We start from the raw sequence: 26,183 nt of genomic DNA, 5'->3' as shown, positions 1-26,183 counted from the left end.
ATGGTCTGGGCGCGGTTCCGGCCTACTTTTGTAGAAGCAATGATCAAATTGGAGACCGGCATGACCAGATTAACGGCCAAGGATTTTCACCCTGATCTGCTGGAGCTTTACGATTTCTACGCCCATGGCAAGATCACGAAGCGTGAGTTTCTGGATCGGGCAGGGCGCTTCACCGTCGGTGGCGTAACTGCAATGGCGCTGCTGTCGGCGATCTCGCCCAACTATGCGCTGGCCCAGCAGGTTGCCTTTACCGACCCGGACATCGTCGCCGATTACATCACCTATCCTTCGCCCAATGGCCATGGCGAGGTGCGCGGCTATCTGGTGCGGCCTGTGGCGGCGACCGGTAAGGTGGCTGCGGTGGTCGTGGTCCATGAAAACCGGGGTCTGAACCCTTACATCGAGGATGTGGCCCGCCGTGTGGCCAAAGCCGGATACATCGCACTGGCCCCGGACGGGTTGTCATCGGTCGGCGGCTACCCCGGAAATGATGAAAAGGGGCGTGAATTGCAGGCCCAAGTCGATCCGGAAAAGCTGATGAACGACTTTTTCGCGGCCATCGATTTTCTGATGACTCATGACGCGACGACCGGCAAGGTCGGGATCACCGGGTTCTGCTATGGCGGCGGTGTCGCGAATGCCGCAGCGGTCGCCTATCCGGAACTGGCCTGCGCTGTTCCGTTTTACGGGCGTCAGGCTGCGGCGGAAGATGCGCCAAAGATCACTGCGCCGATCCTGCTGCATTTTGCCGAACTTGACACGCGCATCAATGAGGGCTGGCCGGCCTATGAAGCCGCCTTGCAGCAGGCCGGAAAGACCTATGAGGCGCATATCTATCCGGGGGCGAACCATGGGTTCCACAACGATTCGACCCCGCGCTATGATGAAGCGGCGGCCAAGCTGGCCTGGGACCGTACATTGGACTGGTTTGCGCGGTATCTGGTCTGATGCGCTGTCCTGTGTGACAAGCGCTGCCCCGGCGGCAGGGGCGCGGGACGCTTCTTGTGCTGTCGATGGCGACAGAGTGACCCGTTGTGTTTCGGTGCGAACTGCGGCATCTGATTTCGCATGGTTGCGTCCTTGATCACACGGCTGCGGTGCATTGCTCTGATCGCTTTTCTGGCGATCAGTCTTGCAGGTGCTGGCTTGGGTCATCGCGCGCCGATGCAGCAGGATGCGCAGGTTGAGGCGTTTCTGCTGTCCGGCTTCGCCATCGCCGATCTTTGCGCCCCGTCCGGTTCCGGGCAGGCGGCATCGGCTGCGCCTTGTCTTGCCTGCACGCCGCCCGGGCCGGTGCTGATCCCGGGGGTCGCTTGTGTGCTGCGCCCGGCGGATGTGCGGGTGGTTGCGGCCGTGTTTGCCCCGCGCGAACGGAAAACCGTGGCTTCCGTTCATGACCCTGCCCGCGCGCCGCGTGCGCCGCCTCTGGCCTGATCCTGTCTGTCTGAATTCCATCCAGTCCTGACAGCCGGCAAGGTGCCGCGCTTACGCCAAAAGGCAAACATCATGAATTTTCGTTTCTCTCTGACCCGCCCCAAAACCCTGCTTCTGGCAGCTTGTGCAGCGCTTGCCCTGGCAACCGGCGCACAGGCGCATGGCGTCACCGCCGGTGATCTGGAAATCATCCATCCCAATATCCTTGCCCCGGCACCTTCGGCCAAATCGGCGGCGGGCTATATGGGCATCGCAAATGCGGGCACGACTGCGGACCGCCTGATCGGCATCGAAGTGCCCTCGGTCCACCACTCCGAGATGCACACCACCGAACACAGCGCCGATGGCGTGGCCCGGATGATGCATGTCGATGCCATCGACATCCCCGCAGGCGAGACCATTCTGCTGGAGCGTGGCGGCATGCACATCATGCTCATGGGCCTGACCGAGCCAATGACTGAAGGTCGGATGGTGCCTGCCACGCTGATCTTTGAACATGCGGGCCGGGTCGAGGTGGAGTTCAGCGTCGATCCGTCAGATGGCGCTGATCATTCCGCCATGGGGCACTGAAGCCAAAAGCCCGTGGCGTCTGCGCGCCACGGGTTCATCAGCGGTAACGCCGGAAGAACCGTGACCGGTCATACAGCGTTTCCAGCCGCTTCATCCGGCCTTCGGTTTCGCCCCATGTCCGGCTTTGCACACCGGCCAGCAGCGTTTCGACCAGTACCAGAATCGACACGGTGGAATCCCATGCCGAGGGGGCCTCGATATGCGCGGTCAGGGCGTGTCGGGCGTGGGCGGCGGCGGGGCTGACCCAGCGGTCGGTGATTACCACCACCTCGGCCCCCTGTTCCACCGCCAGTTCCACCAGTTGCAGGACCGAGTTTTCATAGCGCCGGATGTCGAAGGCCACCAGAACATCCCCCGGCTTCATGTCCAGTAGGGCGGGGGGCCAGGTGTTTGACATGTCCGACAGAAGTGTCACCTCGGGCCGGACCACCTTCATCAGCGAGACAAGGTAATCGGCATGGGCATGCGTGATGCGCCCGCCCATGGCAAAGATCCGGCGCGACGGGTCGGCCAGCAGGTTGGCCACCGCATCAAAGTCATCATGGTTTATCTGGCTGAGCGTGGCCTGCAGGTTTGCGACCACCGCATCGGCAAAGCGGTTCAGGATGTGGGTGTCGGGCGCACCCCCGGCCCAGCGGTCGTGCTTGACCAGCGGCGATTCTAGCATCGCCCCCACCTCGCTGCGCAGGGCAGATTGGTAGTCGGGGTAGCCGCGATAGCCCAGCTTCTGGCACAGGCGCACCACGGTGGGGGTGGAAACTTCTGCCGCCTTGGCCAAAGCAGTGATCGAACCAAGCGCTGCCACCGGATACTGGCGCAGGATATGGGTTGCCACCTGGCGTTCCGCGCGCGTCAGATCGGGCAGCGCCGCGCGCATCCTGTCTTCGACGCCAAGGGGAAGGTCCATATCCGTGCCTTTCCTACCAGTTTTGTGCCCCGCTTTGCGCGGGTGACAGTGTTGATTGCAAATCACTCTGCTAGGTTTCCGAAATGATTGTAACAGAAATTGTGCAGAAGAAAAATTCTTGACAGAACCGTATCGGATCAGGAACCCTGACGGCAACAAGAGGGGCCCCGAGTCACTGATGAGCCTGCAGTCCACCCAGACAGATTTTGTAGCACGTGTAGAAAACCGTGATGCCGCAGGGGCCATTCTGCTGGTGTGCGAACACGCAAGCAACGCTTTTCCCGCGCCATGGGGATGCCTCGGCCTGACCGACACACAAACCCGTGCGCATGTGGCGTGGGACCCCGGCGCGCTTGATCTGTCACGGGCCCTTGCTACGAGGCTGGATGCTGCGCTGGTGCACGCCCCCGCCAGCCGGCTGATTTATGATCTGAACCGTGGCCCGGACCGTGCCGATGCCATGGCCGCCCGGTCCGAGGTGCATGACATTCCCGGAAATAAGGGCCTGACCGCGCAGGACCGCCTGCACCGGGCAGAGGCGCTCTATCTGCCGTTTCACACAGGCTTGCATGCAGAGATTGTGCGGCGGCTGGCCCTTGGGCAGGCGACTGTTCTGGTCACCGTTCATTCCTTTACCCCGGTCTACCATGGCCAGCCCCGCGCGGTGGAGTTTGGCGTGATCCATGATGCCGATGCCCGTCTGGCGTGGGCGATTGTGGCGGCGGCACAGGCGATGACCGGTCTGGCCTGTGCTCTGAATGAACCCTATTCCGCCGCCGATGGCGTGACCCATACCCTGCGTTTGCAAGCCACACCTTACGGGCTGGCCAATGCGATGCTGGAAATCCGCAATGACCTGATTGCCACGCCCCAGCAGGTGGAGGTGATGGCGAGCCAGCTGGCTCCGGTGCTGCAAAAGGCACTTGCCACCATGGCGGAGGGTTAAGCGATGCCACGTTTCGCTCTGGCCTTTGTGCGGCTGGTTGACCGGCTGAATTACGGTGTGGGCCGGATGGCGATGTATCTGTTGTTCGTACTGATGGGCATTCTGATGTGGTCCACGATCAGCAAGGCATCCGGCGCGCCGTCGCTTTGGACGCTGGAAATGGCGCAGTTTGTGATGGTGGCCTATTTCGTTCTGGGCGGGCCATACGCCATGCAGATGGGTAGCCATGTGCGGATGGATCTGTTTTACGCCAAGCAAACGCCAGTGCGACAGGCGTGGTGGGATGCGATCACCGTGCTGGCGCTGATCTTCTACCTTGGCGTCATGCTGTGGGGCGCGGTCGATTCGACGATGTATTCGTTGCAGTACAACGAACGCAGTCCGACCGCATGGCGCCCCTATCTGTGGCCGATCAAGGTGATCCTGTGCATCGGCTTTGCCCTTATGCTGCTGCAGGCTCTTGCCGCGCTGATCCATGACGTGGCCACCATCCGTGGGGAAACCATCTGATGCCCTATGAGATGATTGCCGCCCTGATGTTTTCGACCATGCTGCTGATGATGATGACAGGGCAGCGGGTGTTCGGGATCATCGGCTTTGTCGCCGTGGTGGCGGCCATCGCGCTGTGGGGGCAGGGTGGCGAGCAGATGGGCTTTTCCGCCACCATGAAGCTGATGCGCTGGTATCCGCTGCTGAGCCTGCCGATGTTTGTGTTCATGGGCTATGTGATGTCGGAATCGCGGCTGGCCGATGATCTGTACCGCATGTTCTATCTGTGGTTCGGCCGGGTGCGGGGCGGGCTGGCGGTGGGAACCATCCTGCTGATGGTGCTGATATCCGCGATGAACGGGCTGTCGGTGGCGGGCATGGCGATTGGTTCCACCATTGCGCTGCCGGAACTGCTCAAGCGTGGCTATGACAAACGCATGGTGACCGGCGTTATTCAGGCCGGGTCGAGCCTTGGTATTCTGATCCCGCCCTCGGTGGTGCTGGTGCTGTATGCCATGATCGCCCGTGCGCCGGTGTCGGAACTGTGGCTGGCGGGGCTGATGCCGGGCCTGCTGATGGCGTCGATGTTCATTCTGTACATCACCCTGCGCTGCCGCTTTCAGCCGCACCTTGGCCCTGCGCTGAGCGTGGAAGACCGCGCGCAGATCACGTTGGCCGAAAAGCTTCGCAGCCTGCGGGCGGGGCTTTTGCCCTTCATCATCTTTGGCGCGATGATGCTGCCGTTCATCTATGGCTGGACCAGTCTTGTTGAAAGCAGCGTGATCGGGGTGGCCGCTACCGTGATCGGTGCCGTGATCAAGGGCACCTTCACGCGTCAGGTGTTCGAGGTTGCCACCCGCAACACACTTGGCATCACCTGCATGTTCATGTGGGTGATCCTGGCCGCCCTGTCCTTTGGTGCGGTGTTCGATGGCCTGGGCGCAGTCAAGGCGGTGGAGGCGCTGTTTGTCGACCGGCTGCACATGGGGCCGTGGACCATCCTCATCCTGATGCAATTGTCGTTCCTGCTGATGGGAATGTTTCTGGATGACACGGCGATGTTGGTCATCGTGGCCCCGCTGTATGTGCCGCTGGTGGCCACGCTGGACCTTGGCCTGCCGCGTCAGGATGTGCTGATCTGGTATGGCGTGCTTTATACCATCACCTGCCAGATTGCTTACCTGACGCCGCCTTTTGGGTATAATCTGTTCCTGATGCGGGCCTTCGCGCCAAAGGAAATCACCATGGGCGACATCTACCGCTCGGTCACGCCGTTTGTCGGGGTGATGATCGTGACACTTGGTCTGATCATGGCCTTTCCGCAGATCGCCCTTTGGCTGCCGCATCTGATCTATCGAAACTGAGGTGCGGACCTAACCGCACCCGCCCCATCCACCAACAAGAGGTAACACCGATGACAACATCCAGACGTTCCTTCCTGACCAAATCCGCCACCCTCGCCGTGGGCGCAGGGGCGGCAACCCTTGCCACGCCCGCCGTCACCCGCGCGCAGGACGTGATCAAATGGCGCATGCAGACCTATGCCGGGGCCGCTTTGGGCGAAGAGGTGGTGAAACCCGCCATCGACGCCTTCAACCGCATGGCCGTCGGCCAGATGGAAATTGAGCTGTTCTACGCCGACCAGCTTGTCCCCACTGGCGAGCTTTTTCAGGCCATGCAGCGCGGCACCATTGACTGCGTGCAATCGGATGACGATTCCATGGCTTCGCCCACCGAAGTGACCGTGTTCGGCGGCTATTTCCCGATGGCGCTGCGCTACAGCCTCGATGTGCCCGCGTTGTTCAACAAATACGGGTTGAAAGCCATCTGGGAAGAGGAATACGCCAAGGTCGGCGTCAAGCACATCTCGGCGGGGGCATGGGACCCGTGCCATTTCTCGACCAAGGATCCTATCAACTCTCTGGCCGACCTTCAGGGCAAGCGCATCTTCACCTTCCCGACCGCTGGCCGCTTTCTGACCCAGTTCGGCGTTGTGCCGGTGACCCTGCCATGGGAAGACATCGAAGTTGCGGTACAAACGGGCGAGCTGGACGGCATCGCGTGGTCCGGCATCACCGAGGTTTACACCGTGGGCTGGTCGAACGTGACCAACTACTTCCTGACCAACAATATCTCGGGCGCGTGGATTGGTCACTTCTTTGCCAATATGGACAAATGGAATGCCCTGCCGCCGCACTTGCAGGAAATGCTGGCCACCTGTTTCGAGCAGTCACACTATTACCGCCAGCACTGGTACTGGGCGGGTGAGGCCGACCTGCGCCTGAACGGCGGCAAGCTGCAGCTGACCACGATTCCCGATGAGGAATGGGCCACGGTCGAAGCCGCCGCAGTGACGTTCTGGGATGAAATCGCCGCCGAATCCGAGGTGAAGGCCAAGGTTGTGGCGATCTTCAAGGAATACAACGAGGTACAGAAAAAGGCCGGCCGTCCGTATCGCTACGGCTGATTGTTGCGCGTGCGAAACTGGAGGGGGCGCAGCCGTTGCGCCCCCGTCTTTGCAAGAATATGATCAAAAAACTGACCGATGGGGATGGGACAATGCCGGGCAATCTTACGCTGGACGCTTTGCGCGAATTGGTCGACGCAGGCACTGTTGACACGGTTCTGGTCGCCGCTGTCGACATGCAGGGGCGTCTGATGGGCAAACGCTTTCACGCGGCATTCTTCCTTGATGGTGGATACAAGGAAACCCATTGCTGCAACTACCTGCTGGCCGTCGACATGGAGATGACAACCGTTCCCGGCTACAAATCCGCCGGGTGGGAGCAGGGCTACGGCGACTACATGATGAAGCCGGATCTGGACACCATGCGTGTGCTGCCATGGTTGCCCGGTACTGCACTGGTGCTGGCTGACCTTATGGACCACTCCGGCACCCACGACATTACCGTCAGCCCCCGCGCCATCCTGAAACGTCAGGTCGCCCGCGCCCGTACCATGGGGTACGAGCCGATGATGGCGACCGAACTGGAATTCTACATCTTCGAGAACGCCTATGACGATTTGCGCGATGGCGGTCTGTCGCGGCTGAAACCGATCTCGGGCTATAACGAGGATTACCACATCTTCCAGACCACCAAGGAAGAGGGAATGATGCGCGACGTGCGCAATGGCCTCTATGCGGCGGGCATCCCCGTGGAAAACACCAAGGGCGAGGCGGACGCGGGCCAGCATGAGGTGAATTACCGCTATTCCGACGCGCTGGATACCGCCGACAACCACATCGTCGTCAAGCAGGCGGTAAAGGATATTGCCCATGCCAAGGGCAAATCGGTGACCTTCATGGCCAAGTATGACCACCGCAAGGCGGGGTCATCGTCCCATGTGCACCAAAGCCTTTGGACCAAAGACGGCAAGCCGGTGTTCTACGATCACGATGACGCCAATGGCATGTCGGAGACGATGAAGCAGTTTGTCGCCGGTCAGTTGGCCCATGCGCAGGAGATTACTGCTTTCCTTGCGCCCTATGTCAACAGCTACAAGCGTTTCACCATCGGCATGTTCGCCCCCACCAAAGCGGTGTGGAGCGCGGACAATCGCACAGCAGGCTTCCGCGTTTGCGGCGCGCATACCAAGGCCGTGCGCGTCGAGTGCCGCATCCCCGGCAGCGACGTGAACCCCTACCTCGCCTGTGCCGCGCTGCTGGCCGCCGGTCTGGCAGGGATTGAGGGGAAGATGGAGCTGGAGCCTGAGATGAAGGGCGACATGTATACCACCAAGGGTCTGCGGGAGATTCCACACAACCTGCGTGAGGCGGCGGATCTGCTGGAGGATTCGGCCATGCTGCGTGCGGCTTTTGGCGATGACGTGGTGGACCACTACACCCACGCAGCCCGGTGGGAGATTGCCGAAACGGACCGTGTGGTGACAGATTTCGAATTGCAGCGCCTGCTGGAGCGGGCCTGAACACACTGAGGTAGGGCGGGGTTCACCCCGCCATTCCCTTGCAACAGAGGCGGGGTGAACCCCGCCCTACGAGGACGCGATGATGAAGCCCATCCAATTGATTTCCCCGGTCGATGGCCGGGTCTATGCCGAGCGCACACCGCTTTCACCTGACGCTGCGCAAGCCGCCGTTGCCCGCGCGCGCGCGGCCCAAAAAGCCTGGGCTGCAAGGCCACTGGAAGAACGTATCGCGCTGGTCAAGGCGGGCGTCATCCGGTTGAACGAAATGAAGGACGTGATCGTCGAGGAACTGGCATGGCAGATGGGTCGCCCGACCCGTTTCGGCGGTGAATTCGGCGGGGTGAATGCCCGCACCGACTATATGGCCGAAATTGCGGCGGAAACCCTTGCGCCAAAGATGGTCGAGGATGGCGACACCTTCCGCCGTTATCTCGCGCGCGAGGCTCTGGGTGTGGTGTTCATCATCGCGCCGTGGAATTATCCCTACCTGACCACGATCAACACCCTCGTTCCTGCGCTGATTGCCGGGAATACCGTGGTGCTGAAGCATGCCAGCCAGACCCTGCTCGTGGGCGAACGGCTGGCAGAGGCGTTCCACGCCGCTGGCATTCCCGAGGACGTGTTCCAGAACATCGTGCTTGATCATGCCTCGACCGAAGCTCTGATCAAGGCGCGTTCCTTTGATTTCGTCAACTTCACCGGTTCGGTCGCGGGCGGGCAGGCGATGGAACGTGCGGCGGCGGGCACCTTCACGCCCTTGGGGCTGGAATTGGGCGGCAAGGACCCGGGCTATGTCCGGGCCGATGCCAATCTGGATGCGGCAGTGGATACGCTGATGGATGGCGCGCTGTTCAACGCAGGCCAGTGCTGCTGCGGAATAGAGCGGATTTATGTGCACGAGTCCCTCTACGATGCCTTTGTGGAAAAAGCCGTTGCATGGACCAACACTCTGAAACTGGGCAACCCGTTTGAGGCTGACAGCACGATGGGGCCGATGGCGCATGCGCGCTTTGCGCGTGTGGTGCGCGACCAGATCGCCGAAGCCATTACCGCCGGGGCCAAGCCGCTGATCGACGCGGCAAACTTCCCGGCCGATGATGGTGGCGCCTACCTTGCGCCGCAGGTGCTGGTGAATGTGGATCATTCGATGCGGGTGATGACCGAGGAATCCTTTGGGCCCGTCGTCGGCATCATGAAGGTCAAGGACGATGCCGAAGCCATCGCCCTGATGAACGACAGCCAATACGGTCTGACCGCCAGTATCTGGACCGAAGACTACGACACCGCCGCCGCCATCGGCGCGCAGATCGAGACCGGCACCGTGTTCATGAACCGCGCCGATTACCTTGACCCCGCCCTGTGCTGGACCGGCTGCAAGAACACCGGGCGCGGCAGCTCGTTGTCTTATCTGGGGTTCCATTCGGTAACCCGCCCAAAATCCTATCACCTCAAGAAAGCTTGACCTCATGTCGCACGGCGTGCCTTCCCGCAACTGGTCCTATCCGACCGCCATCAAATTCGGCGTTGGCCGGATTTCCGAACTGGCCGATCATGCAAAAAGCATCGGCTTGATGAAGCCGCTATTGGTGACCGACAAGGCACTGGCCAGCCTGCCGATCACGGCAGAGGCACTGGCGGTGCTTGACGCCGCCGGTCTGGGTCGCGCGGTGTTTTCCGAAGTCGACCCTAACCCGAACGAGAACAACATGGCCGACGGCATCGCCGTCTATCTGGCGGGCGGTCATGATGGGGTGATCTGCTTTGGCGGCGGCTCGGCGCTGGATCTGGGCAAGATGATTGCGCTGATGGCACATCAGCGCAAAGACCTGTCGGTCTGGGATCTGGAAGATATCGACGACTGGTACACCCGCGCCGATGGCGAAAAGATTGCCCCTATTCTTGCCGTACCCACCACTGCCGGCACCGGGTCCGAGGTGGGGCGCGCGGGCGTTCTGACCAACTCGGAAACCCACAAGAAAAAGATCATCTTCCATCCCAAACTGATGCCCGCTGTCACCCTGTGCGATCCGGCGCTGACCGTGGGGATGCCGAAATTCATTACCGCTGGCACTGGGATGGACGCACTGGCCCATTGCCTTGAGGCCTATTGCAGCCCGTTCTACCACCCGATGTCGCAAGGCATCGCGCTGGAGGGCATGCGGCTGGTGTTTGAGAACCTGCCCTTGGTCTACAAAGACCCGACCAACCTGATGGCGCGCAGCCATATGATGTCTGCGGCGGCCATGGGCGCGGTGGCATTCCAGAAGGGGCTTGGTGCCATTCACAGCCTGTCACACCCGGTGGGCGCAGTTTACGGCACACATCACGGTACCACCAATGCGGTGGTGATGCCGATGGTGCTGGATTTCAACCGGGCTGAGATTGAGGACCGGATCACTGCGGCCGCAGCCTACCTGGGCATTGCGGGCGGGTTTGTTGGCTTCCGCGCCGCCATCATGGACCTGCGCGAAACGCTGGGCATTCCGGCCAACCTGACCGCCATGGGCGTGAAGGCGGCGGATCTGGACATGCTGACCGACATGGCGCTGGAAGACCCGTCTTGCGGCGGCAACCCGGTTGCGATGACGCGGGAAAACACCCGCGCGCTGTTTGACGCCTGCCTGTAAGCGATGGGGGCGGCGGCGCTGCCGCCCCAGCTTATGCCTGCAGCAGAATGAAATCGCGGCCAGACAGGCTGACCTCTACTGCGCTGCCCACCACGGGCGGCGGAGTATCGGGGCGGTTGAAGGTATCCAGCGACACGGCAGCGCCCGCCAGATCGGCTTTCACCCGGATCACCGACCCCATGAAATGCACATCGGTCACCTGCGCGGTCAGCAGCGCCTCGGCATCGGGCAGGCGGCCCAGACGCAAAGCCTCGGGGCGCAGCGCTACCGACAGCTTTTCGCCCGTCCGTGCCGCCAGCGGCGCATTCGGCAGGGTCAGGCCCTGACCGGCCAGCATCACCCGGCCTGATGCCGCATCGGCCACCTCGACCTCGAAGGTGTTCAGGGTGCCGACGAAATTGGCCACGAATTTGGTGGTCGGCCGGTTGTAAATCTCAAACGGCGCGCCAACCTGATCGGCCACGCCGCCGTTCATCACAACGATCCGGTCGGAAATGCTCATCGCCTCTTCCTGATCATGGGTCACGAAGATGGTGGTGATCCCCAGATCCTGCTGGATCTGCCGGATCTGGTTGCGCAACGACACCCGTACTTTGGCATCCAGCGCTGACAACGGCTCGTCCAGCAGCAGCACCGACGGGCGCGGTGCAAGCGCCCGGGCCAGAGCCACCCGCTGTTGCTGGCCGCCCGACAGCTGGAACGGATAGCGCCCGCCCAGATCGGCCAGCCCGATCAGCGCCAGCATCTCGGCCACCCGCGCCTCACGTTCCGCTTTGGGTGCGCCTTTCACCTTCAGTCCAAAGGCGACGTTATCTGCCACGGTCATGTTGGGAAACAGTGCATAGGCCTGAAACATCATCCCGATGTTGCGCGAATTAGCGGCCAGAGCGGTGACATCCTTGCCGTCAATGGTGATGCCGCCCGCCGTGGGCTGCTCGAACCCGGCAATCATGCGCAGCACCGTGGTCTTGCCGCAGCCGGAGGGGCCGAGCAGCGAAATGAATTCGCCGCGGTCGATGTCTAGGCTGAAGTCCTTGACAACACGGTTCTGGCCAAAGGTTTTCTCAAGATGGGTCAGGGTCAGAAAAGACATCAGGCTTTCGCCCTTTCGTGTTTGGAAAACCGGGTGACAAGCTGGATCAGACCCATGCAGGCCCAGGTGATGGCAAAGGCGATCACGGCAAGCGCGGAGGGCTCGTAAGCGCGGTTCGCGCCAAGGATCTGCATGTAGGGGCCAAAGGCCGGCCGGTTCAGCAAGGCCGCCATGGTGAATTCGCCGATGACGATGGCAAAGGTCAGAAATGCCCCCGAGAGCACAGCGCCCAGCACATTCGGCAGGATAATGCGTGATAGGATGGTGCCCCATCCCGCGCCAAGGCTTTGCGCCGCCTCGGTCAGCGTGCCCACGTCAATGGTGCGAAGCCCGGTATCAACCGCGCGGTACATATAGGGCAGCGCAAGCGTGGCATAGCCGAACATCAGCAGAATGTTGGTGCCCATGGCCGAGCCGGTCAGTGGCAGCCAGCTGGAGGTGTTGTAAAGCCGGATATAGCCGAACACGATGACGATGGCGGGGATCACCAGCGGCAACAGCGTGATGAACTCCACCACGGGGCGGAGCTCCGGCATTTTCAGCCGCACCCAATAGGCGGTGGGCACGACCAGAAGGATGCCAAAGGCGATGGTGAACAGCGCCATTATCACTGAATAGCCGAAGGTCGCCTGAAACTGCGGGTCGGCCAGAACAGCGCGGTAAGCGTCGAGCGAATAAACTCCCCGCCGCATGCGGAGCGAAAAATCGGTCATCCCGTACAGCGGTAGGAGGAAGAAGGTGATGCCGGTAAGCAGCGCACCCCAGGCGAAAATTCGGCTCATTTCAGCCACCGTTCAGACCGCGCACGCAGCCAGATATAAACCGCATTTGCCAGCCCGGTGATGACGATCATCCCGAAGGCCAGCGCATAGCCCAGATTGGGGTTGCCCAGAACGTCGCCCCGGATCTGCGAGAACAAAAGGATCGGCGCGATGTTCAGCTGAGGCCCGGTCAGGGCGATCGCCGTGGCCACCGCGCCGAAGGCATTGGCAAACAGCAACGCCATGGTGCCCAGAATTGACGGCAGCAGGATCGGAAAGCCGATCATCCGCCAATATTGCGGCCCCGTGGCCCCGAGAATCGCGGCCGCCTCGCGCCATTCGCGCTTCAGGCCGTCCAGCGCGGGGGTGATGATCAGGATCATCAGCGGAATCTGGAAAAACAGGTAGGTCACGATCAGCCCCCAGGCCGACAGCAGGTTCCAGCCATAGGCGCGCAGGTTGATGCCGAATTCCGTGCGCAGGTACAGGGTGATGATCCCGGCCGGGCCCACGGTGGCGATGAAGGCAAAGGCCAGCGGCACACCGGCAAAGTTCGAAGCAACACCAGAGAAGGTCATCAGCGGGTTGCGCAGGCCCTTTGCTGTATTGCCCACGGTGATCGCCGCCGCCATGGCAAAGCCGATCACGCAGCCCAGCAGGGCCGACCAGAAGCTGATCTTGATCGAGAGCCAATAGGCATTCAGGATTGTCGGCGTGTTCAGCCCGATGATGTTATCAAAGGTAAAGCCGCCTTGCGGGGTGCGGAACGCGCCAATGACGATATACAGCGTCGGCAAGATCAGGAACAAAAAGGCAAACGCAAAGAACGGCAGCACGCCCAGCCAGCGCAGGGGCAGATGTTGGCTCAGGATCACAGGCTTGGCCATGCGGTGCGGTGCTTTCGCAGGCGGCACCCGTCGGTGCCGGATCAGGGAGATCGGTCCGGCCCCATGACGGGGGCCGGACCTGGGCTGTCAGGCTCGCTTATTCGACGACGTTTGCGCCGACAACGCTATCCCAGCCGGCCTTGACGGCGGCGGCATTGGCATTGACAGCGTCAATCGATGGGAACACTGCGCGCTCATAGGCGTCTGCTGGCGGCAGGGCATCCATCAGCTCTTGCGGCACAACGCCACGTGCGACCAGATCGTTGAAGCGGATCGGGTGGCAGTAGCCTGCCAGCCAGCCCAGTTGGCCTTCGTCGCTGTAGAGGTACTCCATCCACAGTTTCGCGGCATTCGGCTGTGGCGCATAGGCCGAGATCGCCTGCACATAGACACCGGCCAGCGTCACGTCCGATGGCACGATCACTTCGACCGGCGGGTTGCCGGCCAACGAGTCGCGGGTGGACAGCGCGTTGTAGTCCCACTGGATGACGATGGGCGTCGTGCCTTGGGCCAGAGTGCCGGCCTTGCCGATCACCGGCACGAAATTGCCCGCGTCGTTCAGTTCCTTGAAGAAGGCGAGGCCCGCCTCGGCAGCGGCTGCACCCGGCTCGGCACCGCGTGCCATGCCAGCCGCCAGCACGCCCAGAATGGCCTGGTTCGAAGCGCGCGGGTCACCCGCCAGAGCCACCTGGCCAATGTATTCCGGCTTCAGCAGATCAGCAAAGGACATTGGCGGGTTCGGCACCAGATCGGTGTTTACGGCAAAGGACATCACGCCGTAGTAGTCGCCATACCAATGGCCATCCGCATCCTTGGCATCGTCGGGGATCGTGTCCCAGGTCGAGACCTTGTACGGCTGCAACAGGTTTTCCGCCTGAGCCGCCGGGCCGAACGACAAACCGATGTCCAGCACGTCTGGCGCTTGCGGGCCCTTGTTGTTCATGTTGGCCTTCACGGCCTCAATCTCATCTGCCGAACCGGCATCCGGGTTCAGCTCGTTCACGGTGATTTCGGGGTACTTTGCCTTGAACCCGGCGATCACGTCGCCATAGCCACACCAGGAATGCGGCAGGGCGATGGTGGTCAGCATGCCTTCGGCTTTCGCGGCGGCTTCGAGCTCGGCCATCGACTGTGCCGATGCCAGCGGTGCCGTCATCAGCATCGCAAGGCTGGTCGTCAGCCCCAGCATTTTCTTTGTCATCATTGGAGTCTCTCCCGGTTGATCATTTCTGTCCCGCTTTCCCTTCCGTCCCGCCTGCCCGATAGACCGGAACGGAGTCGCGGTTTATTGGCAGAGGTTAAGGGCGCATGAGCGGGTCAGACAAGTCACCTATCGCTGTCATGTGACAATTTTTTCACAAGAGCGTAGGCTGAAACAATTATATCGTGTCTTCAGAGGCTTTGCCCAGCAACCTGCAGGCGCGGATGCCCATTGCATAGGCAAAAAGATCCTGATCGCCCCGGTATGTAAGCGATTTCGTGCCGTCAGGGCAGTGCCACGTCCGCCACGGCCTACGGAGTTCGCCACAAAATCCGCAAGCTTTGCCTCAGACAGACCGATCGAACCCGACAAACTTGAAACGTCGATGACGCTGAGCCACCTGCTGACCGATGGATTTTCGGCGGCTGCGACTGGCACAGAGCGGGACGGAGCCGAAGCCACGCGCCTGTCAACTACGCTGCGCTACAATATTAGTGACGCGCTCGCCATGGGTGGTGCGGCGTTTCGCCAGCGAACAGAAGCCGAGTTTGATGGGTATGTTTATGTGGATCCTGACCCCAATGACGGTGTCTTTGGCAGCCATATCTTTCAGGATCTTCCCAACCTGAAATCTTCAGCTGAAACTGGCGTGCGTGCTTTTGCCGAGCTTTCACAGGGTAGTACCGAGCATGTCTTTGACCTGACCCGCTATCAGATTGGTCGCGACGTTTCCGATGAAAACGGCGTGGGCCAGTTTAAGGTAAGCCGCACCACTGCCAGTTGGCAAGCGACAACAGGGTTCGACGATACGCCGTCCCTAGTTTACGGTGCCGACACCATGTTGGAAAAGGCCGAGTTCACCAACCTTCCTGAGGATATCGCCGATATCCGTCTGTCCGGGGCGTTTGCTCAGGCGCTTTGGGCCGTGAACAGCCAGATCGACATTTCGGCGACGGCACGCATGGACTACAATTTCACTTTTGGGAACTTTGCGACAGGGCGCGTTGCCTTGGCCGTCCGTCCCGATGACGCGACGACCTTGCGCGCAGCGGTGGCGACGGGCTATCGCGCGCCGTCAATTGACGAAAGGTTCGGCAATTATCCTTCGCTGTATTTCGTTGGTAACCCCGCACTGACCCCAGAAGAAAGTCTCTCCTTCGAAAGGGGGCTGAACATGAATTCGTGAGTGGTGCAGTGGTGCCAGCCACGGTTTTCCGGCTGGAAGGGCCCTGTTGCAACAGAGCCGTCTTGCAGTCAAACACGCGGCGGGGCGAATGGATGATTTTGGCAACTCTAGAATGCCCAACTATACACTCGTCAATGCGCAGGCTACCTATCAGGTATCGAACAATGCCGAGGCCTATATTCGGTTCGAGAATGTGTTTGACGCTGATTTCCAGATCTCTGCTGGCTATGCTTCGGCTGGCCGCTCGGCTTATGTGGGGCTTCGTGCAAAGTTTTAGGGCAGCTCTGCTCGCGGGCCTCTTCTTGGGGGGGCCGGTCCTTGCCGCCTCCCCGCAACGCGTCGTCTCGATCAACCTGTGCACCGATCAGCTGGCCATGCTTCTGGCCGAGCCCGGCCAGCTTATCTCTGTGTCTTTCCTTGCGCAGGACCCGCGGTCTTCGGTCATGGTGGATGAGGCACTGGCCTGTCCGGCCAACCGCGCCCTTGCGGAAGAGGTATAGCTGCTGAAACCCGATCTGGTTCTGGCTGGTACATTTACTGCTGGTGCGACCGTGGCGATGCTGGAGCGGCTCGGCATTCCGGTGGCGACCTTTCCGCCTGCCGCCTCGCTGGCCGAGGTGCGGCAGGGCATGGTTGACATGGGTGCTGTCCTTTGACCAGCAAGGCCGCGCCGCAGCCATGCTGGCCCGCTTTGATGCCGGGCTGGCACAACTGGCCGACGCAGTGCCGGCGCATCGCCCTACAGCTGCCACCTATGCCGCCAATGGCTACACGCCGGGCGCGAACAGTCTGTCGGGCGATATCATCCGCGCTGCCGGGTTCAGTCACCTTGCGGCAGAGCTTGGTCTCACCCACGGTGGCTTTCTGCCGCTGGAGGCGCTTATTCTGGCCGCCCCCGATCTGGTGGTGGTGGGGGAGACCTACTCCGGCAACTCGCGCGCCGAAGAGATATTGTCACATCCGGCGCTGACGCAGCTGCGCGGGGGGCGCGAAACGCTGGAAGACCGCGACTGGGTTTGTGGTCTGCCCAGCGTGGTGGATGCTGTCACGCGGATGCGCGTGGCCCGGGATTCCATCGGGGTCGCACCATGAGCTTCCGCTTTTTGATCCTAAGTCTGACGGCCCTTGTCGCGTTGCTGTTCGCAGCATCGCTGGTCACCGGTGTCGCCCCGGTCGGACCGGGCGAGAGCCTTGTGGCCCTGATCAGCGATGATGGCGGGCCGCTGACCATGGTCATGCGCGAGATTCGGCTGCCGCGTGCCATTCTTGCGGTGATGATTGGTGTCAGCCTTGGCCTGTCGGGTGCCGCGATGCAGGGCTTTCTGCGCAATCCGCTTGCGGAACCGGGCCTGATCGGCGTGTCCTCCTCGGCCGCGCTGGGGGCGGTTCTGGCCTTGCAGTCCGGATTTGCGATGGCGTTCACGTTGGCCCTGCCCTTTGCCGCCCTGCTGGGGGCGGTCATCGGTGTGGCGATGATCCTGTTTCTGGCCGGGCCGGGGGGCGGGGCCTTTACCCTGATCCTTGCTGGTATTGCCCTTTCAGCCCTGACCGCTGCGCTGACATCGCTATTGCTAAACCTGTCGCCCAATCCTTTCGCCGCGAATGAGATTGTATTCTGGATGATGGGCTCGCTCGCTGATCGGTCGTTTGACCATGTGTGGATGGCGCTGCCGATCATGGCGTTCGGCTGGCTGGCGCTTGCCCGCACCGGGCGTGGGTTGGAAGCACTGACGCTGGGGGAGGATGCTGCGGCCTCGATGGGGTTTGACCTGTCGCGCCTGCGGTTGGTGCTGCTGGGCGGGGTGGCGGCCTCGGTCGGGGCGGCGACGGCGGTGGCGGGGGCGATCGGCTTTGTCGGGTTGGTGGTGCCCCATGTGCTGCGCCCGCTGGTGGGCGGCAGCTCGTCGCGGCTGTTGTTGGCCTCGGCGCTTGGTGGTGCTGCGCTGCTGCTGGCGGCGGATGTTGCCGTGCGGCTGGTTCTGCCGGGGCGAGATCTGAAGCTGGGGGTGGTGATGGCGCTGGTGGGGGCTCCGATCTCCCTGCACCTGATCTGGCGGATGCGGGGGCAGTCATGACCTTGCTGACGCTTGAAAACCTGACAGCCCGTCGCGGTCCTTGCGCCGTGTTGTCGGGCATTTCCCTGCAAGTGGGCACCGGGGAATGTATCGGCCTGATCGGCCCGAACGGTGCCGGGAAAACCACACTGATGCGCGCGGCGCTTGGCCTGATGCGGGCCGAGGGGCAGTCGTCGCTGGCCGTCCTGCCGCCTTCGGTGCGTGCCACACAGGCGGCGTGGCTGCCGCAGTCGCCCGAAATTGCCTGGCCGGTCACAGTGCGGCATCTGGTGGCACTTGGAGCCATGGCGCGGCGCGGATCATGAGAGCGTGGAGCGTGCCATTGACCGCATGGGTCTTGGTGCCTTTTGTAACCGCGCGGCGAGTGGCCTTTCTGGAGGTGAACAGGCGCGGGTTCTGATCGCGCGGGCGCTCGCGCAGGACACACCCTTGTTGCTGACGGACGAGTCGATTGCCGGGCTGGACCCTGCCCAGCAGATCCGCACCATGCGCGTATTCCGTGATCTGGCAGGCGAGGGGCGTTCGGTGATTGTTTCGCTGCACGATCTGGGGCTGGCCGCGCGCCATTGCACCCGCATCATCATGGTGGCAAAGGGCGGCATAGCCGCCGATGGCCCACCCGACAAGGTGCTGACCGATGACCTGATGGCCCGGGTGTTCGGCGTGACCGCGTTCCGCGCCGATACCGCGCAAGGCCTGGTCTTTCAGCCGATGGAGACTCTGGCACCGTGATGACGGTCACGCTGGACCGCCCCTGGCTTCTGGCCGATCTGCACCGCTCGCGGCGGGTCTTGTCCTTTGCGCTCTATCGCCCGGGTTTTGTGATGGCCCGGCATATTCTGTGGCGAGAGGTGCGCAATGCCGACCTGACAGCTGATTTTGATGTGTCAGACTGGTTTGCCCGCGATCTGGCGCGGCTGGGGCATGCAGAGGCTGTTGGCATGCTGACCTCGCGCAATGTTGGTCGGTTTGTCCAGACCCAAGCCCGGGTCGAGGGGTATGACGTGGCCTGTCTTGCGACCACCGGCTTGGGCAATGCCGAGGCGGTCGGGTCGCGCCTGCCGATGGCAGGTACGCAGGGCAGCTATGGTACCATCAACATTCTGATTAAGATCAACCCCGGTCTGACCGAGTCTGCCCAGATCGAGGCGCTGAGCATTGTTGCACAGGCCCGCACCGCTGCCATCATGGACTGTGGGCTGCGCCTGCCGGATCGGAACTGCGCCACATGCACCGGCACCGACTGCATCGCCATTGCAGCCGACCCGGGGGCCGCGGGTTTTGCCGGCCCACACACGGCCCTGGGTGAGGCAATAGGCCCGGCGGTTCGCGGGGCAGTGGCCCAAGGCGCGGCGGAATGGATCGCAGAAAACGGGCAGGCCTCAAACCGACTCGGGTAAATGCAGATCTGGCGTCAGAAAATGCTGCCCACCGGTTGAAGGCGGCCCGTTCTGCACTGCCTCTGCCGCAAGGGTCACCAGATCGGCGCAAAGCCGAGGTAGCGGCGTCGCGATCACCAATGTCACATGGCGCGAGATCAGCGCGGTCCTGCTTTCCGGGGTCAGTTCATTGACAATCAGCGCCACTTCCCCCGGCGCCCGGGTTTCGCGCAGGGCGGCAATCGCGCCCTCCATCCCGCCGCCCGCGCAATAGATGCCGCGCAGGTCGGCGTGACGCCCCAGCAGATCCAGCGTTGCCTCATAGGTCAGCTGCCGGGTTTCCAGATTGACCAGCGTATCGAGCACATGAAATGCCGGTGCATATTCACGGATGTAGCTGCGAAACCCCGTTTCCCGCAGCTCGTGCCCGTGCCAGCGGGTGCCGCCGATGAACACCGCAATCTTGCCGGGCTGGTGCGAGGCAAGGCTGATCATCTGCGCCGCGATCCGCCCGACCTTCATGTTGTTCATGCCGATATACTGTTGCCGCACCCCTTGGGCAAAATCGTTCAGGAGCGCAAAACAGGGGACTCCTGCCGCATTGATGCGCCGTACAGCTTCGGTCACCTCGGGGTGGGCGACGGCGGTGGCGGCGATGGCGTCGACCTTGCCCGCCATACCCTCCATCAGCGCCACAAAATCCGCCGGGGTCTGCGAGGTGGAAAATGCGATCTGCACGCTGGCGCGTACGCCGACGGCCGCTGACACTGCCTTTTCAATCTCGGACCGGAACTGCTGATAAAAGGATTGCCGCTCCTTGTGCAGCACGACACCCAGCCGCAACCGCGGCCGCGCGTCCTGCACCCGTTGCCCGATCAGCGGGGCCGCGTGATATCCGATCCGGCGTGCCGCCTCATATACCCGGTTGGCGGTGTCTTCGCGCACCTTTTCGCGGGCGTTCAACACCCGGTCAACTGTGGCCGGTGACAGGCCCGCCTCACGCGCGACATCATGTATGGTGGGGCGACGGGCCATGATCCTCCGGGGGTCTGAAATTGGTGTAGCCGGTTCGCGCAAGCTACACCAGATGATGGCCCCGCATCGACGACAGCAGCGTTTCTTTCGAGGTGGCCAGATGGTCCAGTGCCCGCGCCTCGGCGGTGGGGGTTTCGCGGGCCTGCAGAGCCGTGATGATGGTCAGGTGTTCCCGGATCGCCGCCTCGTTGCGATAGCGCTCCATCGTCTTGTCCCATTGATAATGATAATGAAAGATCAGCGAGATCACCTTCTGGAACTCGGCCACGAAGCGGTTGCTGACCACCGAATTGATCAGTGCGTGAAACCGCCCGTCCAGTCGCGAAAAGTCATGAAAGTCGCGCTCGATCCGGTCGAGCAGGCCCAGATGTTCGTCGCGGATCGCGGCCAGTGCCGCCCAAGCCGGGTGATCATCGGGCAGCGCTGCAAAGGCCCGTACGGCGTTCAGCTCCAGCACCTGCCGGAACTCCGACAGCTCGACCGCATAGTCGGCGGTGAACCCCAGCAACCGCCAGCCCCCGCGCGCGCGCCGCTCGATCAGCCCCGATTGGCCAAGGCTGGCCAGAAACTCCTGCAAGGCATGCGGCGGCACGGCAAACTGCCGCGCCAGTTGCGTGATGTTCAGCGCCGTCCCCGCAGGCACGTCAAACCGCAGCACCCAGTCCAGAAACCGCGCTTCCAGATCTTCCCGGCCGATGTAGTCCTCGCGCAGCGGCAGCAGGTCCTCGGCCCTTGGGGCCCGCACAAGCTGTTTGTCGCGGCCACTGCCCTGCAGGACGCCATCCGCCCCGAGCTTTTGCACCACGGCCCGGATCACCGTGCGCGACACCCCCAGCCTTGCCGCCAGTTGCACCTCGGACAGCAAACCTGTCCCGATGGCCATGCCGGACAGCATGTCCAGCAGCGCATTATGCGTCTGGCGAAAGCGGGTGTCAGTGCGTGCCATCGGGTCGTCTTTCTTCGATCCCTGTTTCTATGCATTATAAAATTAAAAACAGTTGGCAAGGCGAAATCGCCGCGTCATGGTGTCTTTAATGATAAAAACCATCGGTTGAGTCGGTGGTCCTGTCGAAGACCTTGGGAGGGGTTCCTGACAATGGATGCTGCGGGGGATGGTGCGGTCGGTCTGACCATGCTTTGCGGCACCTGCGCGAAACCTGGACAGTTCATGCTGGCCGAACGCCCGCTTCCGCAAGCAGCGCCTGATGGTTGGGTGCTTGTTGATATCGACGCGGTTGGTCTGTGTGGCACGGATTTCCATATCTTTGAAGGCAAGCATCCTTTTCTGGATTACCCACGCGTAATCGGCCATGAACTCTCGGGTCATGTCGCCACAGCAACAGGCGATTGGCCAAAAGGTCTGCCGGTCGTGATCAACCCCTACCTGTCCTGCGGTACTTGCATCGCGTGTCGCAAGGGTAAGCCCAATTGCTGCACCGATATTGCTGTTCTTGGGGTGCACCGCGACGGCGGCATGTGCGCGCGGATTGCGGTACCTTCGGGCAACCTTTACGACGCATCAAGCCTGCCGAAGGGTGCTGCGGTGCTGACCGAGTTTCTGGCCATCGGCGCGCATGCCGTCCGCCGCGCAGCGCCGCAAACCGGCGATACCGTGCTTGTCACGGGTGCGGGGCCCATCGGACTTGGCGTGGCGCTGTTTGCCAAGGCGCGCGGGGCCACTGTGCACCTGCGCGATGCCAGTTCTGCCCGCCTGAACGCGGCAGCAGGGTTCGGTTTTGTGCATTTGTATGGTGTCACCGACCCATTGCCGCAGGGCGGCTTTGACGTGGTGTTCGATGCCACCGGCAACGCGCGCGCCATTGAGGGTGGCTTTGCTCATGTCGCGCATGGCGGAAAGTATGTGTTGGTGTCTGTGGTCAAGGATGACATCACCTTTTCCGACCCCGAATTCCACAAGCGCGAGATGACCCTGATGGGCAGCCGCAACGCCACAGCGACGGATTTCGCCACCGTCATGCAGGCACTGAGCGACGGCACCATCGACGTCGCCCGCATCATCTCGGAAACCCTGCCGCTGGCCGATCTGCCCGCGCGTTTTCCTGCGCTTGTCGCCAACCGTGAGGCGCTGATCAAGGTTGTCGTGCAAATCGGGGGCCAGACGTGACGCCAGCCGCAACCCTTGTCCGCATGACCGGCATCGACAAGCATTTCCCTGGGGTGCACGCGCTGCGCTCAGCACAATTCGACCTTCACCCCGGCGAAGTGCATGCCCTGATGGGTGAAAACGGCGCGGGGAAATCGACGCTGATGAAGGTGTTGTCAGGCATCTACCAGCCCGATGGCGGCACGGTCGAGGTGTCGGGCGAACCCGCCACCATCAACGGCCCTCGCGCGGCACAGGCGCTTGGCATCGGCATCATCCATCAGGAACTGGCCCTGATGAACGACCTGACCGTGGCGCAGAACATCTTCATCGGCCGCGAACCCCGCCGCAGCTTTGGCCGCCTCGACGAGGCGAAGCTGAACGCGGATGCGCAAACCATCTTTGCCCAGATGAAGGTGCGCATCGACCCACGCGCGGAGGTGCGTACCCTGTCGGTCGCCCGTCAGCAGATGGTAGAAATCGCCAAGGCGCTGTCCTTCCGGTCCCGCATCCTAATCATGGATGAGCCCACCGCCGCCCTGAACGATGCCGAGACAAATGAGCTGTTCGCCATCATCCGCGGGTTGAAGGCCGAAGGCGTCGGCATTGTCTACATCAGCCACAAGATGGACGAGATCCGCCGTATTTCAGACCGTGTCACCATCATGCGTGACGGGGCCTATGTCGGCACCGTCAGCGCTGCCGATACGCCGATCGAGACAATCATCAGCATGATGGTCGGGCGCGCGCTTGAAAGCGTGCATGTCGACATTCCCGACCTGACCTCTGCGCCAGTGGCGCTGGAGGTGCGGGGGCTGAACCGGGGCCGGATCATCCGCGATGTGGGGTTCAGCGTAAAACAGGGCGAGATCCTTGGCTTTGCCGGGTTGATGGGGGCCGGGCGCACCGAAGTCGCCCGCGCCATCTTTGGTGCCGACCCGCGCGACAGCGGCGAGATCATCGTGCACGGCAAACCCGCCACCATCCGCAGCCCGCAAGATGCCGTCGCCGCAGGCATCGGTTATCTGTCCGAAGATCGCAAACACTTCGGCCTTGCCCTTGGCCTTGATGTGCGTGCCAATGTCGGCATGACCAGCCTTGCCCGCTTTTCCAACGCCATGGGTGTGCTGGATGAGGCGGCATTGCAGAAAACCGCGCAAGATTACATTGCACAACTGGCCATACGCACCCCGTCCGACCGGCAGGAGGTTCGGCTGCTGTCCGGCGGCAATCAGCAAAAGATCGTCATCGCCAAATGGCTTTTGCGCAATTGTGACATCCTGATCTTTGATGAACCCACCCGAGGCATCGACGTCGGCGCAAAGGCGGAAATCTACCGCCTGATGCAGGCACTGGCGGCTGACGGCAAGGCCATCATCGTCATCAGTTCCGAACTGCCCGAGGTGCTGCGCCTGTCCCACCGGATCGCCGTGATGTGTGAAGGCCGCTTGACCGGTATCCTGCCCGGCGGCCCCGGCACCCGTCAGGAAGACATCATGCGCCTTGCCACCCAGAAACACGGCGCGCCTGAGGAGGCCCTTGCATGACCACCCTACCCGCAGCCACCCCGGCCCGCAAACCCGCCTCCGGCGCACAACAAAAGTTGCTGGCCTTTGCCAGCCTGATAGCACTTCTGGTGTTCTTCTCGGTGGCGTCGCCGAACTTCCTGCAAACATCGAACATGCTGGCCATTCTGCAGGCCACATCGGTCAACGGAGTTCTGGCGATTGCGGCCACGCTGGTGATCATCACCGGTGGCATTGACTTGTCAGTCGGTACGCTGATGACATTCTGCGCCGTCATGGCGGGTGTGATCCTGACCAATGCAGGCATGCCGCTACCGCTTGGTGTTCTGGGCGCGATCGCGGCTGGTGCGGTCTGCGGCACCATTTCCGGCACGCTGGTCGCCAAGATGAAGATCCCGCCCTTCATCGCCACCCTTGGCATGATGTTGATCCTGAAGGGGCTGTCGCTGATCATCTCGGGCACCAAGCCGATCTATTTCAACGACACGCCGGGATTTTCCGAAATCTCCACCGGATCGTTGATTGGCCGGATCATCCCATCCGTACCGGTGCCAAACGGCGTGCTGATCCTGTTCGTGTTGGCGCTGGTCATCGGCTATGTCCTGAACCGCACCGTGCTGGGCCGCTACTGCTTTGCGCTTGGCTCGAACGAAGAGGCGGTGCGCCTGTCCGGGGTCAACACCGATGCGTGGAAAATCGCGATCTACGCGCTTGCGGGCAGCATCTGCGGGATTGCCGGGCTGATCATCGCTTCGCGATTGAACTCCGCGCAACCTGCGCTGGGGCTTGGGTATGAGCTTGACGCCATCGCCGCCGTGGTCATCGGGGGCACATCGCTTGCGGGCGGGCGCGGGTCGATCCTGGGTACCATGATCGGTGCGCTGATCATGGCGGTGCTGCTGAACGGATTGCGCGTCATGTCGGTGGCGCAAGAATGGCAAACCGTCGTGACCGGCGGCATCATCATCGCTGCCGTCTATGCCGATATGCTGCGCCGCCGTCGCGCGGCCAGCTGACCGAACCAACCGACGGGCGACGAACGCCCCGCATGTATCAACATCGACACCATGGGAGGATACCCGATGTTCACCAGACGCACCCTGCTTGCCGCCGCATCCGCCACCGCGCTGATGCTGTCTGCCAGCCTCGCCTCGGCGCAGGACAAGATCTACATACCGCTCGTCTCCAAAGGCTTCCAGCACCAGTTCTGGCAGGCCGTGAAGGCGGGGGCCGATCAGGCTGCCGCCGAATTCGGCGTTGAGGTCACGTTTGAAGGCCCGGACACCGAAGCCCAGGTCGACAAGCAGATGGATATGCTGTCGGCCGCACTGGCCAAAAAGCCTGCCGCACTTGGCTTTGCCGCGCTGGACAGCCAGGCCGCCACCCCGCTGCTGCGTCAGGCACAAGAGGCGGGTATTCCGGTCATCGCCTTCGACTCCGGCGTCGACAGCGACATTCCGGCCACGACCGTCACCACCAACAACCTTGCCGCCGCCGCACTGGCTGCCGACAAGATGGCCGAACTGATTGGTGGTGCCGGCAAGGTGGCGCTGGTCGTTCACGACCAGACCTCGCGCACCGGGATTGACCGCCGCGACGGCTTTGTGAACCGCATGGCCGAGGCCTATCCGGATATCGAGATTGTCGATATCCAGTATGGCGGCGGTGATCAGCTGATGTCGACCGAGATCACCAAGGCGATGCTGACTGCGCATCCGGATATGAAGGGCGTGTTCGGTGCGAACGAAGGCTCGGCGTTGGGGGTGATCAACGCGGTGCGGGAAACCAACACCCAAGGGCTGGTCGTGATCGGCTACGACTCGGGGGCCGCACAGAAGGCCGCGATCAAAGAGGGTCTGATGGCTGGCGCGATCACCCAAAGCCCGGTCGGCATGGGCTATGAAACGGTCAAGGCCGCCATTGCCGCGACCAAGGGCGAAACCCTGCCAACCACCATCGACTCCGGCTTTGCATGGTATGATGCCACCAACATGGATGCGCCGGAAATCGCCGCCGTTCTGTACGACTGATCCCTG

General features: G+C 62.1%; 27 protein-coding genes and 1 pseudogene. 21 read left to right on the top strand and 7 right to left on the bottom strand.

Annotated elements, in window-relative coordinates; translation table 11 throughout:
- Nucleotides 1-60 precede the first annotated feature (60 nt).
- From yghX to EEB11_RS07750, 3 genes are all read left to right on the top strand, one after another.
- Nucleotides 61-948, top strand: coding sequence for a YghX family hydrolase (gene yghX, locus EEB11_RS07760; RefSeq protein WP_135429951.1), 888 nt, complete (start codon nt 61-63; stop codon nt 946-948).
- A 132-nt stretch (nt 949-1,080) separates the two neighbouring features.
- On the top strand, nt 1,081-1,434 hold the full coding sequence (locus tag EEB11_RS07755) for a hypothetical protein (protein ID WP_135429949.1): 354 nt from the start codon (nt 1,081-1,083) through the stop codon (nt 1,432-1,434).
- A gap of 72 nt (nt 1,435-1,506) precedes the next feature.
- On the top strand, nt 1,507-2,004 hold the full coding sequence (locus tag EEB11_RS07750) for a copper chaperone PCu(A)C (protein ID WP_135429947.1): 498 nt from the start codon (nt 1,507-1,509) through the stop codon (nt 2,002-2,004).
- Nucleotides 2,005-2,041: 37 nt separating this feature from the next.
- Here the strand turns inward: EEB11_RS07750 and EEB11_RS07745 are convergent, their stop codons facing one another.
- Complete coding sequence (locus tag EEB11_RS07745) at nt 2,042-2,911, bottom strand: MurR/RpiR family transcriptional regulator (protein WP_135429945.1); 870 nt, start codon at nt 2,909-2,911, stop codon at nt 2,042-2,044.
- Between the two features lie 178 nt (nt 2,912-3,089).
- Here EEB11_RS07745 and EEB11_RS07740 point away from each other — a divergent pair, with 178 nt between their 5' ends.
- The 7 genes from EEB11_RS07740 (at nt 3,090) to EEB11_RS07710 (ending at nt 10,900) form a co-directional block, all read left to right on the top strand.
- On the top strand, nt 3,090-3,857 hold the full coding sequence (locus EEB11_RS07740; RefSeq protein ID WP_135429943.1) for an N-formylglutamate amidohydrolase: 768 nt from the start codon (nt 3,090-3,092) through the stop codon (nt 3,855-3,857).
- Nucleotides 3,858-3,860: 3 nt separating this feature from the next.
- Complete coding sequence (locus EEB11_RS07735) at nt 3,861-4,367, top strand: TRAP transporter small permease subunit (protein ID WP_135429941.1); 507 nt, start codon at nt 3,861-3,863, stop codon at nt 4,365-4,367.
- Nucleotides 4,367-5,710 (top strand): TRAP transporter large permease, encoded by a 1,344-nt coding sequence (locus EEB11_RS07730; protein ID WP_135429939.1) that lies wholly within the window; start codon nt 4,367-4,369, stop codon nt 5,708-5,710. Before EEB11_RS07735 ends, EEB11_RS07730 begins: the two co-directional genes overlap by 1 nt.
- Nucleotides 5,711-5,760: 50 nt before the next feature.
- The gene (locus EEB11_RS07725; RefSeq protein WP_135429937.1) at nt 5,761-6,813 is read left to right on the top strand and encodes a TRAP transporter substrate-binding protein; all 1,053 of its coding nucleotides are present in this window, start codon (nt 5,761-5,763) and stop codon (nt 6,811-6,813) included.
- A gap of 92 nt (nt 6,814-6,905) precedes the next feature.
- The gene (locus EEB11_RS07720; protein ID WP_135429935.1) at nt 6,906-8,273 is read left to right on the top strand and encodes a glutamine synthetase family protein; all 1,368 of its coding nucleotides are present in this window, start codon (nt 6,906-6,908) and stop codon (nt 8,271-8,273) included.
- Nucleotides 8,274-8,352: 79 nt separating this feature from the next.
- Nucleotides 8,353-9,735 carry an aldehyde dehydrogenase family protein gene (locus EEB11_RS07715; protein WP_135429933.1) on the top strand — a complete coding sequence of 461 codons (1,383 nt, stop codon included), beginning with the start codon at nt 8,353-8,355 and terminating at the stop codon, nt 9,733-9,735.
- A gap of 4 nt (nt 9,736-9,739) precedes the next feature.
- A complete protein-coding gene (locus tag EEB11_RS07710; RefSeq protein ID WP_135429931.1) occupies nt 9,740-10,900 on the top strand; it encodes an iron-containing alcohol dehydrogenase in 1,161 nt (386 codons plus the stop codon).
- A 31-nt stretch (nt 10,901-10,931) separates the two neighbouring features.
- On the opposite strand, the gene EEB11_RS07705 is transcribed toward EEB11_RS07710, so the two are convergent.
- The 4 genes from EEB11_RS07705 to EEB11_RS07690 form a co-directional block, all read right to left on the bottom strand.
- Nucleotides 10,932-11,993, bottom strand: a complete 1,062-nt coding sequence (locus EEB11_RS07705) for an ABC transporter ATP-binding protein (RefSeq protein WP_135429929.1) — start codon at nt 11,991-11,993, stop codon at nt 10,932-10,934.
- Nucleotides 11,993-12,775, bottom strand: coding sequence for an ABC transporter permease (locus EEB11_RS07700; protein ID WP_135429927.1), 783 nt, complete (start codon nt 12,773-12,775; stop codon nt 11,993-11,995). Before EEB11_RS07700 ends, EEB11_RS07705 begins: the two co-directional genes overlap by 1 nt.
- Complete coding sequence (locus EEB11_RS07695) at nt 12,772-13,641, bottom strand: ABC transporter permease (RefSeq protein ID WP_135429925.1); 870 nt, start codon at nt 13,639-13,641, stop codon at nt 12,772-12,774. Before EEB11_RS07695 ends, EEB11_RS07700 begins: the two co-directional genes overlap by 4 nt.
- A gap of 97 nt (nt 13,642-13,738) precedes the next feature.
- Nucleotides 13,739-14,842: an ABC transporter substrate-binding protein gene (locus EEB11_RS07690; RefSeq protein WP_435531100.1), complete on the bottom strand. Its 1,104-nt coding sequence runs from the start codon at nt 14,840-14,842 to the stop codon at nt 13,739-13,741.
- A 385-nt stretch (nt 14,843-15,227) separates the two neighbouring features.
- Here EEB11_RS07690 and EEB11_RS07685 point away from each other — a divergent pair, with 385 nt between their 5' ends.
- The 7 genes and pseudogenes from EEB11_RS07685 to EEB11_RS07660 all read left to right on the top strand — a co-directional run bounded on the left by EEB11_RS07685 (nt 15,228) and on the right by EEB11_RS07660 (nt 19,503).
- Nucleotides 15,228-16,028, top strand: a complete 801-nt coding sequence (locus EEB11_RS07685) for a TonB-dependent receptor plug domain-containing protein (protein ID WP_135429921.1) — start codon at nt 15,228-15,230, stop codon at nt 16,026-16,028.
- A 112-nt stretch (nt 16,029-16,140) separates the two neighbouring features.
- On the top strand, nt 16,141-16,305 hold the full coding sequence (locus EEB11_RS07680; protein WP_167852692.1) for a TonB-dependent receptor: 165 nt from the start codon (nt 16,141-16,143) through the stop codon (nt 16,303-16,305).
- Nucleotides 16,306-16,330: 25 nt separating this feature from the next.
- Nucleotides 16,331-16,528, top strand: coding sequence for a hypothetical protein (locus EEB11_RS20305; protein WP_354002086.1), 198 nt, complete (start codon nt 16,331-16,333; stop codon nt 16,526-16,528).
- Nucleotides 16,529-16,670: 142 nt separating this feature from the next.
- Nucleotides 16,671-17,120 (top strand): ABC transporter substrate-binding protein, encoded by a 450-nt coding sequence (locus EEB11_RS20300; protein WP_354002085.1) that lies wholly within the window; start codon nt 16,671-16,673, stop codon nt 17,118-17,120.
- Nucleotides 17,117-18,103 (top strand): FecCD family ABC transporter permease, encoded by a 987-nt coding sequence (locus EEB11_RS07670; RefSeq protein WP_135429917.1) that lies wholly within the window; start codon nt 17,117-17,119, stop codon nt 18,101-18,103. Before EEB11_RS20300 ends, EEB11_RS07670 begins: the two co-directional genes overlap by 4 nt.
- Nucleotides 18,100-18,835 (top strand): annotated as a pseudogene (locus EEB11_RS07665) (ABC transporter ATP-binding protein). Before EEB11_RS07670 ends, EEB11_RS07665 begins: the two are co-directional and overlap by 4 nt.
- Nucleotides 18,835-19,503 (top strand): adenosylcobinamide amidohydrolase, encoded by a 669-nt coding sequence (locus EEB11_RS07660; protein WP_135430173.1) that lies wholly within the window; start codon nt 18,835-18,837, stop codon nt 19,501-19,503. The pseudogene EEB11_RS07665 and the gene EEB11_RS07660 overlap by 1 nt, the downstream one beginning before the upstream one ends.
- Here the strand turns inward: EEB11_RS07660 and EEB11_RS07655 are convergent.
- Nucleotides 19,486-20,517, bottom strand: coding sequence for a LacI family DNA-binding transcriptional regulator (locus EEB11_RS07655; RefSeq protein ID WP_135429915.1), 1,032 nt, complete (start codon nt 20,515-20,517; stop codon nt 19,486-19,488). The two genes, EEB11_RS07660 and EEB11_RS07655, sit on opposite strands and share 18 nt — an antisense overlap.
- Nucleotides 20,518-20,560: 43 nt before the next feature.
- Nucleotides 20,561-21,463, bottom strand: coding sequence for a GntR family transcriptional regulator (locus tag EEB11_RS07650; RefSeq protein WP_135429913.1), 903 nt, complete (start codon nt 21,461-21,463; stop codon nt 20,561-20,563).
- A gap of 150 nt (nt 21,464-21,613) precedes the next feature.
- Here EEB11_RS07650 and EEB11_RS07645 point away from each other — a divergent pair, with 150 nt between their 5' ends.
- From EEB11_RS07645 to EEB11_RS07630, 4 genes are all read left to right on the top strand, one after another.
- Nucleotides 21,614-22,642 (top strand): zinc-binding alcohol dehydrogenase family protein, encoded by a 1,029-nt coding sequence (locus tag EEB11_RS07645; protein WP_210134392.1) that lies wholly within the window; start codon nt 21,614-21,616, stop codon nt 22,640-22,642.
- Nucleotides 22,639-24,168 (top strand): sugar ABC transporter ATP-binding protein, encoded by a 1,530-nt coding sequence (locus EEB11_RS07640; RefSeq protein WP_245298811.1) that lies wholly within the window; start codon nt 22,639-22,641, stop codon nt 24,166-24,168. The genes EEB11_RS07645 and EEB11_RS07640 overlap by 4 nt, the downstream gene beginning before the upstream one ends.
- Nucleotides 24,165-25,163 (top strand): ABC transporter permease, encoded by a 999-nt coding sequence (locus EEB11_RS07635; protein WP_135429911.1) that lies wholly within the window; start codon nt 24,165-24,167, stop codon nt 25,161-25,163. Before EEB11_RS07640 ends, EEB11_RS07635 begins: the two co-directional genes overlap by 4 nt.
- Before the next feature lie 66 nt (nt 25,164-25,229).
- Complete coding sequence (locus tag EEB11_RS07630; protein ID WP_135429909.1) at nt 25,230-26,177, top strand: ABC transporter substrate-binding protein; 948 nt, start codon at nt 25,230-25,232, stop codon at nt 26,175-26,177.
- Nucleotides 26,178-26,183: the final 6 nt, after the last annotated feature.

This window comes from Pseudotabrizicola sediminis, assembly GCF_004745575.1.
In the GTDB taxonomy this organism is placed as follows: domain Bacteria; phylum Pseudomonadota; class Alphaproteobacteria; order Rhodobacterales; family Rhodobacteraceae; genus Pseudotabrizicola; species Pseudotabrizicola sediminis.
This window is presented reverse-complemented; position numbering and strand designations above follow the sequence as displayed.

Bases quoted from the DNA above. Each gene is read 5' to 3' on its own strand.
- yghX (WP_135429951.1), top strand. From the start codon at position 61: ATGACCAGATTAACGGCCAAGGATTTTCACCCTGATCTGCTGGAGCTT.
- EEB11_RS07750 (WP_135429947.1), top strand. From the start codon at position 1,507: ATGAATTTTCGTTTCTCTCTGACCCGCCCCAAAACCCTGCTTCTGGCA.
- EEB11_RS07745 (WP_135429945.1), bottom strand. From the start codon at position 2,911: ATGGACCTTCCCCTTGGCGTCGAAGACAGGATGCGCGCGGCGCTGCCC.
- EEB11_RS07740 (WP_135429943.1), top strand. From the start codon at position 3,090: ATGAGCCTGCAGTCCACCCAGACAGATTTTGTAGCACGTGTAGAAAAC.
- EEB11_RS07735 (WP_135429941.1), top strand. From the start codon at position 3,861: ATGCCACGTTTCGCTCTGGCCTTTGTGCGGCTGGTTGACCGGCTGAAT.
- EEB11_RS07730 (WP_135429939.1), top strand. From the start codon at position 4,367: ATGCCCTATGAGATGATTGCCGCCCTGATGTTTTCGACCATGCTGCTG.
- EEB11_RS07725 (WP_135429937.1), top strand. From the start codon at position 5,761: ATGACAACATCCAGACGTTCCTTCCTGACCAAATCCGCCACCCTCGCC.
- EEB11_RS07720 (WP_135429935.1), top strand. From the start codon at position 6,906: ATGCCGGGCAATCTTACGCTGGACGCTTTGCGCGAATTGGTCGACGCA.
- EEB11_RS07715 (WP_135429933.1), top strand. From the start codon at position 8,353: ATGATGAAGCCCATCCAATTGATTTCCCCGGTCGATGGCCGGGTCTAT.
- EEB11_RS07710 (WP_135429931.1), top strand. From the start codon at position 9,740: ATGTCGCACGGCGTGCCTTCCCGCAACTGGTCCTATCCGACCGCCATC.
- EEB11_RS07705 (WP_135429929.1), bottom strand. From the start codon at position 11,993: ATGTCTTTTCTGACCCTGACCCATCTTGAGAAAACCTTTGGCCAGAAC.
- EEB11_RS07700 (WP_135429927.1), bottom strand. From the start codon at position 12,775: ATGAGCCGAATTTTCGCCTGGGGTGCGCTGCTTACCGGCATCACCTTC.
- EEB11_RS07695 (WP_135429925.1), bottom strand. From the start codon at position 13,641: ATGGCCAAGCCTGTGATCCTGAGCCAACATCTGCCCCTGCGCTGGCTG.
- EEB11_RS07690 (WP_435531100.1), bottom strand. From the start codon at position 14,842: ATGACAAAGAAAATGCTGGGGCTGACGACCAGCCTTGCGATGCTGATG.
- EEB11_RS07685 (WP_135429921.1), top strand. From the start codon at position 15,228: ATGACGCTGAGCCACCTGCTGACCGATGGATTTTCGGCGGCTGCGACT.
- EEB11_RS07680 (WP_167852692.1), top strand. From the start codon at position 16,141: ATGCCCAACTATACACTCGTCAATGCGCAGGCTACCTATCAGGTATCG.
- EEB11_RS07670 (WP_135429917.1), top strand. From the start codon at position 17,117: ATGAGCTTCCGCTTTTTGATCCTAAGTCTGACGGCCCTTGTCGCGTTG.
- EEB11_RS07660 (WP_135430173.1), top strand. From the start codon at position 18,835: ATGACGGTCACGCTGGACCGCCCCTGGCTTCTGGCCGATCTGCACCGC.
- EEB11_RS07655 (WP_135429915.1), bottom strand. From the start codon at position 20,517: ATGGCCCGTCGCCCCACCATACATGATGTCGCGCGTGAGGCGGGCCTG.
- EEB11_RS07650 (WP_135429913.1), bottom strand. From the start codon at position 21,463: ATGGCACGCACTGACACCCGCTTTCGCCAGACGCATAATGCGCTGCTG.
- EEB11_RS07645 (WP_210134392.1), top strand. From the start codon at position 21,614: ATGGATGCTGCGGGGGATGGTGCGGTCGGTCTGACCATGCTTTGCGGC.
- EEB11_RS07635 (WP_135429911.1), top strand. From the start codon at position 24,165: ATGACCACCCTACCCGCAGCCACCCCGGCCCGCAAACCCGCCTCCGGC.
- EEB11_RS07630 (WP_135429909.1), top strand. From the start codon at position 25,230: ATGTTCACCAGACGCACCCTGCTTGCCGCCGCATCCGCCACCGCGCTG.